Genomic DNA, 7521 nt, shown 5'->3' with positions numbered 1-7521 from the left:
GGATCGCGCGGGCGCGCTTGATGAGGGTCTCAGCGGCCTCGGTGTGCTCGGAGGTGTTGAGCAGGCTGTCGGCGCCGTCGGCAATGTAGACGGAGGCGATCATGGGGCGGGCGATCTTGCGGATCATGGTTGTTCTCCCTGTATTTATGCGACGGTTCGTACGTGATCCACTGTACTGACGAATCGTCACCAACGACGCTCCCACCAGTCATCCAGGTGGGGCCGTTCCGCGCCGAGGGTGGTGCCTTCACCGTGGCCAGGATGGACGATGGCGTCGTCGTCGTACCTGTCGAAAATTCTCTCCGAGACGTCCTTGAACAGGCGCACGAAGTCACTCTCCGAGGTCGTCTTGCCCAGCCCACCGGGGAAGAGGCTGTCGCCGACGAACAGGTGCGTCTGACCGTCAATCTCGGCGGTGAGGGCGGCGCCGCCCGGGGTGTGGCCGCGCAGGATCGCGACAGGGAGGTCACGCCCCGCGAACGGCAGGGTGTCGCCGTGCTCGAGTTCGACGTCGACGTCCGCGGGCAGGGCGGGGGCGTCGAGGAAGGGGGCGTAGTGGGTGGCTCCGGTCTTCTCCAGGACCTCGACGAGCGCCCGGTGGTGGTCCGGGTGGCGGTGGGTGGTGAGCACGGCGGTGATCTCCGCGCCGGCCTCCTCGGCCATGCGGAGGATGGCGGGGGCGTCGTCGGCGGCGTCGATGAGCAGGGCCTCAGAGCCGGCGACGAGGAGGTAGCAGTTGTTGTCCATCTCTGAGACGGAGATCTGGTGCAGGGTCAGGTTGTCGGTCATGTCACCCAGGGTAGCGACGCAGCGCCTCTCGGTATTATGTTCGAGGGGGTACCCGACAACAGACCGGAGGACTCATCTGTGGCTGACCGCCTCATCGTGCGCGGAGCGCGCGAGCACAATCTCAAGGGCGTCGACATCGAACTGCCCCGCGACACGCTCGTCGTGTTCACCGGACTCTCCGGTTCCGGCAAGTCCTCACTGGCCTTCGACACCATCTTCGCGGAGGGGCAGCGGCGCTACGTCGAGTCGCTGAGCTCCTACGCCCGCATGTTCCTCGGGCAGATGGACAAGCCGGACGTTGACTTCATCGACGGCCTGTCGCCGGCGGTCTCCATCGACCAGAAGTCGACCAACCGCAACCCGCGTTCGACGGTGGGCACGATCACGGAGATCTACGACTATCTCCGTCTGCTCTTCTCCCGCGCGGGCACCGCGCACTGCCCGGTGTGCGACGAGAAGATCGCCCGCCAGACCCCGCAGCAGATCGTCGACCAGGTCCTGGCGATGGAGGAGGGGCTGAAGTTCCAGGTCCTCGCCCCGGTCGTGCGCACCCGCAAGGGTGAGTTCGTGGACCTGTTCAAGGATCTCGCGGCGCAGGGTTTCGCGCGTGTGCGTGTCGACGGCGAGGTGCACCAGCTCACCGACCCCCCGACCCTGAAGAAGCAGATCAAGCACGACATCGACGTCGTGGTGGACCGTCTCCAGGTCAAGGCGTCGCAGCAGCAGCGCCTCACGGACTCGGTGGAGACGGCCCTCGGGCTCGCCGACGGCCTGGTGGCCCTCGAGTTCGTCAGCCGCCCGGAGGACGATCCGGAGCGCTACATGATCTTCTCCGAGAAGCTCGCCTGCCCGAACGGCCACCAGCTCACCATCGACGAGCTCGAGCCCCGCGCGTTCTCCTTCAACTCCCCGTACGGCGCCTGCCCCGCCTGCGACGGGCTGGGCACCCGCACCGAGGTGGACATCGACCTCATCATCCCGGACATCGACGCCCCCGTGATCCGCGCCGTCCAGCCGTGGACCTCGAGCCCGAACGCCGGCTACTTCGAGAAGCTCATCGAGGGCCTGGCGAAGGCCCTCGACTTCGACCCTGAGACCCCGTACTCCGAGCTCACCTCCGCGCAGCGCAAGGCGCTCGTCCACGGCACGAAGACCGAGGTCAGCGTCCGCTACAAGAACCGCTACGGCCGCATCCGCAACTGGACCGCCCCCTTCGAGGGCGTCATGGGCTACCTCCACCGCAAGATCGACCAGGTGGAGAGTGAGTGGTCCAAGGAACGCTACCTCGCCTACACCCGCGAGGTCGCCTGCCCCACCTGTCAGGGCGCCCGCCTCAAGCCGGAGATCCTCGCCGTCCGCCTGGACTCGCGGACCCACGGCGAGCACTCCATCGCCGGCCTGACGGAACTGTCCATCGCGGAGGCCAGCGAGTTCCTCGACTCCCTCGTCCTGGGACGCCGCGAGGAGATGATCGCGGGTGCGGTGCTCAAGGAGATCCAGGCGCGCCTGCGCTTCCTTCTCGACGTCGGCCTGTCCTACCTCACCCTCAACCGCGCCGCCGGCACCCTGTCCGGTGGTGAGGCCCAGCGCATCCGCCTGGCCACCCAGATCGGCTCCGGCCTGGCCGGCGTGCTCTACGTCCTCGACGAGCCCTCGATCGGTCTGCACCAGCGGGACAACCAACGGCTCATCACCACGCTCAAGCGTCTGCGCGACATCGGCAACACGCTCATCGTCGTCGAGCACGACGAGGAGACGATCCGGGCCGCCGACTGGCTCGTCGACATCGGCCCGAAGGCCGGTGAGTACGGCGGCGAGATCGTCTACCAGGGTGAACCGGCCGGCATCCTCGAGACCCCGGACTCCATCACCGGTGACTACCTCTCGGGTCGTCGTGTCCTCGGCGTGCCCGGGGAGCGCCGTCCCGTGGATCCCGACCGTCAGCTCGCGGTGATCGGGGCGCGGGAGAACAACCTGCAGGGCATCGACGTGTCCATCCCGCTCGGCATCCTGTGCTGCATCACCGGTGTCTCCGGTTCCGGCAAGTCGACGCTGATCAACCAGATCCTGGCGAAGACGCTGGCCAACGAGCTCAACAAGGCCCGCCAGGTCCCGGGCCGCGCGAAGCGGGTCGAGGGCACCGACCACCTGGACAAGCTCGTCCAGGTCGACCAGTCGCCCATCGGCCGCACCCCGCGGTCCAACCCGGCGACGTACACGGGCGTGTTCGACAAGATCCGCAAGCTCTTCGCCGAGACCACCGAGGCCAAGGTCCGCGGCTACAAGGCCGGCCGCTTCTCCTTCAACATCAAGGGTGGCCGCTGCGAGGCCTGCCAGGGCGACGGCACCCTGAAGATCGAAATGAACTTCCTGCCGGACGTCTACGTCCCCTGCGAGGTCTGCGACGGCGCACGCTACAACCGCGAGACACTGGAGGTGCGCTACAAGGGCAAGACCATCGCCGAGGTTCTCGACATGCCGATCTCGGAGGCGGCCGTGTTCTTCGAACCGATCGGCTCGATCCACCGCTACCTGCAGACGCTTGTCGACGTCGGCCTCGGCTACGTCCGCCTCGGCCAGTCCGCCACCACCCTGTCCGGTGGTGAGGCCCAGCGCGTGAAGCTCGCCTCCGAGCTGCAGAAGCGCTCCCAGGGCCGCACCGTCTACATTCTCGACGAACCGACGACCGGCCTGCACTTCGAGGACGTGCGCAAGCTCATGCTCGTCATCCAGGGGCTGGTGGACAAGGGGAACTCGGTCATCGTCATCGAGCACAACCTCGACGTGATCAAGGCTGCAGACTGGATCATCGACATGGGGCCGGAGGGTGGATCCGGTGGTGGCCGCGTGATCGCGGAGGGTACCCCGGAGCAGGTCGCGGAGGTGACGGGCTCCTACACCGGTCAGTTCCTCGCCGAGGTGCTGCCGTGACGCAGATGCCTGATCTGCCCCGCATCCGGGTCAACTGGCTGTGGATCCTGGCCACCGCCGCCCTGACGGTCGCGGTGGTCATCCACCTGGTCCGTGACATCTACCCGGGCCTGCCTGACCCGATGCCGGTCCACTGGGACGCGGCCGGGGTGGCGGACGGATTTCAGGAGAAGTCCCTGTCCGGCTTCCTCGTCACCGTCCTGCTCGGGCCGGTGATCATCCTGCTGAGCATGCTGACCGGGGCGGGGGTGATCTCGTCTCAGTCTGCGTCCCTGACGCAGCGGGGCGGGGCGCGCACCCCGGAGGAGGCACAGCGGACCTGGCACACCCTGCGGGCCTCCCAGACCCACCTGGGCTGGTACCTGTTCGGCGTCAACGCCGCCGTGCTTCTCCTGCTGGTGCGGACCTACACGGGGGACGGGCAGAAGGCGGACCTGGGGCTGTTCCTGGTGGTCCTGGCGGGACTCACTGTCCTGCTCATCGTGCTGCTCCAGCGGGCGCGGACAGTGGCGGAGGAGCGTCACCCGCGTGAAGAATCAGAACGGGAGAAGTGGCGGGGACTCTTCTACCGGGACCCCGATGACCCCCGGATCCTCGTGCCGGGGGACGGAGGCATGAACATGACCTTCAACCTGGGACGTCCCGCCGGCCGCCTGGCCTTCGGGCTACTGGTCGGTGGCCCGCTCCTGCTGGTGCTGGTGCTGGGGCTGCTCCTCTTCCTCCTCTGACCCGGGCCCCCGGTACCGGGTACGCAGGGACGCCATCGCCAGCAGCGCGATGCCGGAGACGAGGAAGGCCAGGGCCCGCGGCAGGCCCTCGAGCGTGCCCAGGTCGAAGAACACCAGCTTGACCACGCCGGCGGCCGCCAGCACCATGCCCGCCCCGAGGGAGGCACGGTCGGTGAGACCCGGGGCGGCAAGCAGGATCCACGCCGCCAGGATCATCCACAGGATGCTCACCAGGGCGTGGCCGATGAGGTAGCCGAGCCACATGCCGGAGGTCCCGGCGAGGATGTTGCCCAGCCAGGTGGCGGCGGTGACGATGGCGACCATCGACAGATGCAGTCCGGCCACGGCGAGGACCACCTGCGCCCACACCGGGAGAGGGGCGAGTGCCCGCCGGCGTGAGACCACCACCCCGAGGAACACCGCGATGAGTCCGGCCTGGACCAGTGCGATGTGGTCGGTGAGCCACAGCGGGGACTTGTTCAGCACGTTGCGGGTGAGGTGGAACGTGACGGTCAGTGCCGCGCCGAGCCAGAAGGCCCACGGCCACACGCGGCCCTCTTCACTGGACTCCAGCCACAGGACGGTGATGACGGCGGCGATGAAGAAGAGGGCGACGACGATGGTGGCGTCGATACGCGCCCCCGCCCCGAAGGGTGGGGTGAGCTGCCAGACGAGGATGAACGCGACGGCTGTGGCGCAGACCGCGACCATCTCGAGCAGGTGGTCGTGCCGGTGCCCGAGGAACGCCAGGGCGGCCGTGGCGGGGACAAGCAGCCAGATCGCCCAGGTGTCCGCGGCGGGCGGTGCCGCGAGGAGCAGCAGGACGAGGGGCACCGTGAAGACGGTGAACCGTTCCGTGCGTTTCCCATCGCTCGGGTGACGCAGCGTCATCCACGCGAAGGCGGGGGCGGAGACCATGGCGAGCAGGGCGGCGGCGACTGCGGTGGACTGCGGAGCCCGGTCCCAGTCCGCGATGCCGCCCAGGGACAGCAGCGTCTGGGAGAACAGTGCCATGACACCGGCCAGGGTCCGGAGTGGCGCATGCCGCAGGACTGCGGTGACGGCCAGCAGCGTGAGCGGCAGCAGGGCGACCAGCCAGGTCGTCGGCGTGAAAGCGTCGAAGAAGGCGTCGACGATGAAGATGATCGACAGACCGCTGTAGAACGCCACCCAGTGCAGCCTGCGTGTGACCGACACGGCGAGGAACACCAGCCACACCGCCATGAGGACCAGGACGGCCGCCCACGCCGGCCACCACCCGAGGACCTCCAGGAGGGCGAAGAGGATGACCGCGGACGTCAGCCACGAGGTCACGAAGAGGGCGGTCGCACCGGCGGTCATGCCGGCGGTGTCACGGCCCTCGATCCGGTGGCGGTAGGACTCCAGCCAGAGACCGGCACCGAAGAGGGCGACGGCCAGCAGCGTCGACAGCAGGATCCGGCCGAGCGGACCGAGCAGACCGGCCTGGATGACCAGGGCCACCGCCAGGCCCACGCCGGCCACCGTGATGAGTGATCCCACCACGGCGACCGCCCGGATGACCTTCGTCTCGATCGGCACCGGGGGCCTGGGAGGCCCAAGGGGTTTCTCGTACAGGGCCGTCGGCCGTTGCTGTGGGGCAGGTGGGGAGGGAGGGACGGGAGGCCCGAGAACCGGGGCAGCCGCGACGGGGGCTACGACGGCGGTCGGCTCCGACTGCCGGTTGAGGACGGCGTCGAGGGAGCGGCGGGCGTCGCTCAGCGCCGCCTCGGCGGCTTCGAGCCGCCGCAGGGTCAGTCGCAGCTCCATGGAGTCGCGGGGATCGACAGTCATGTGATCAGCCTATGTCCTTGACCGGCAGGCGGCGAGTGCTGGGGTCCAATGTTCGAGAAGGTATAGTTCCCGCACGTGAACACGTGGTCTCCGGGGCTCTCACGGGTGGCGTCACGCGCCGTGCCGGTCCTTCTCAGCGTCGGTCTGCTGGCCGGTTGCGTCTCCAACGGTGCCGCAGGGGAGAACCCGCCGCCGGAGGAGCGTGCTGAGTCTGCCGCGCTCAGCGCGGAGGAGCTGCGACGGGAACTCCGCTCCCTGGCCCGGGAGGTCGGCTCCGGGTACGGCGGCCGTGTCGGTATCGCCGTGGCCACCGCTGACGGTGTCACCCACGTCGGTCTGACCGGCAACTCGTGGTCCTGGTCGACGATCAAGGTGCCCGTGGCCGTGGTGGCGGACCGGGAGGGGGTGGCGACTGAGGCGTTGATCGGGGCGTCGATAAGCAGTTCCGACAATGCCGCGGCCTACCAGCTCTCCCGTGCCATCGACCTGGACCTGGGGGACCTGCCGCACACACCCGAACTGGAGCCGCTGCCCGGGGAGACGCTGTGGTCGCTGAAGGAGCAGGCGCAGTTCGCGGCGGAGCTGCCGTGCCTGGACACGGTCGGGACGACCTATGAGGCGATGGGGGAGATCGTCGACTGGCAGCGCTACGGGCTCGCGGAGATCCCGGACGCGCACTTCAAGGGCGGCTGGGGCAGTGACACCGCGGAGGTGTACACGGTCCGGCAGCTCGGCACGGTCCCGGTGGGGAAGGGGGCGGTCGGGCTGGCGGTGCTCACCCACCCGGACGACAACTCGCATGACACGGCCGTGGAGATCCTCGACGCCGTCGGTGCCGGACTCGCGGAGCTCATCGAGGCCGAGGCCATCGGCCCGGCGGTGACCTGCAGGGCGTGATTTGGCTTCCGGGCCGAGTGGTGTTAAGGTAGTCCCCACTACCACCCGTGCGCCTTCTCCAGGGGCTCGGGCCACAAGCGGAGATCATCCCACCTCATGCCGCCGGTTCCACCGGTTGGATACAGGTCAAAGAGTAGGTCAGCCTTCCGGGGCTGTCTTATTTTGAGAGATCTCCCGCCGTCGGACACCAACCGACAGGCGGGTTTTTCTCGTGGGGGAAATCCTCGCAGGTGGCACGGTACGTTTCACGAAACCCGCTACTTGAGGAGTCACACATCAGCGCTGAAGCTCGCATTAATGAGCGTATCCGAGTTCCTGAGGTCCGCCTTGTCGGCCCGGGCGGTGAGCAGGTCGGTATCGTCCG

General features: G+C 68.3%; 5 protein-coding genes and 2 pseudogenes. 4 read left to right on the top strand and 3 right to left on the bottom strand.

The window, feature by feature from the left end; all coding sequences use genetic code 11:
- Together GXZ33_RS12655 and GXZ33_RS06880 are read right to left on the bottom strand one after the other, a co-directional pair.
- Nucleotides 1-127, bottom strand: a pseudogene (locus tag GXZ33_RS12655) (DoxX family protein); the annotation flags it as partial.
- Nucleotides 128-186: 59 nt separating this feature from the next.
- Nucleotides 187-789 carry an MBL fold metallo-hydrolase gene (locus tag GXZ33_RS06880; protein ID WP_291340104.1) on the bottom strand — a complete coding sequence of 201 codons (603 nt, stop codon included), beginning with the start codon at nt 787-789 and terminating at the stop codon, nt 187-189.
- A 78-nt stretch (nt 790-867) separates the two neighbouring features.
- On the opposite strand from GXZ33_RS06880, the gene uvrA reads away from it, so the two are divergent.
- Entirely contained in the window at nt 868-3720 is a 2853-nt protein-coding gene (gene uvrA / locus GXZ33_RS06875; RefSeq protein ID WP_291340103.1) for an excinuclease ABC subunit UvrA, read from the top strand.
- A 5-nt stretch (nt 3721-3725) separates the two neighbouring features.
- A complete protein-coding gene (locus tag GXZ33_RS06870; RefSeq protein ID WP_291340105.1) occupies nt 3726-4448 on the top strand; it encodes a DUF1648 domain-containing protein in 723 nt (240 codons plus the stop codon).
- Here the strand turns inward: GXZ33_RS06870 and GXZ33_RS06865 are convergent.
- The gene (locus GXZ33_RS06865; RefSeq protein ID WP_291340102.1) at nt 4386-6260 is read right to left on the bottom strand and encodes a hypothetical protein; all 1875 of its coding nucleotides are present in this window, start codon (nt 6258-6260) and stop codon (nt 4386-4388) included. The two genes, GXZ33_RS06870 and GXZ33_RS06865, sit on opposite strands and share 63 nt — an antisense overlap.
- A gap of 75 nt (nt 6261-6335) precedes the next feature.
- Here GXZ33_RS06865 and GXZ33_RS06860 point away from each other — a divergent pair, with 75 nt between their 5' ends.
- Nucleotides 6336-7157, top strand: coding sequence for a hypothetical protein (locus GXZ33_RS06860; RefSeq protein ID WP_291340101.1), 822 nt, complete (start codon nt 6336-6338; stop codon nt 7155-7157).
- Nucleotides 7158-7387: 230 nt separating this feature from the next.
- Nucleotides 7388-7521, top strand: a pseudogene (locus tag GXZ33_RS06855) (translation initiation factor IF-3); the annotation flags it as partial.

The sequence above is a fragment of the Corynebacterium sp. genome (genome assembly GCF_012838985.1).
Classification (GTDB): Bacteria; Actinomycetota; Actinomycetes; order Mycobacteriales; family Mycobacteriaceae; genus Corynebacterium.
Note: the sequence above shows the minus strand (reverse complement) of the source record. Positions and strands in the feature narration are given on the sequence as shown.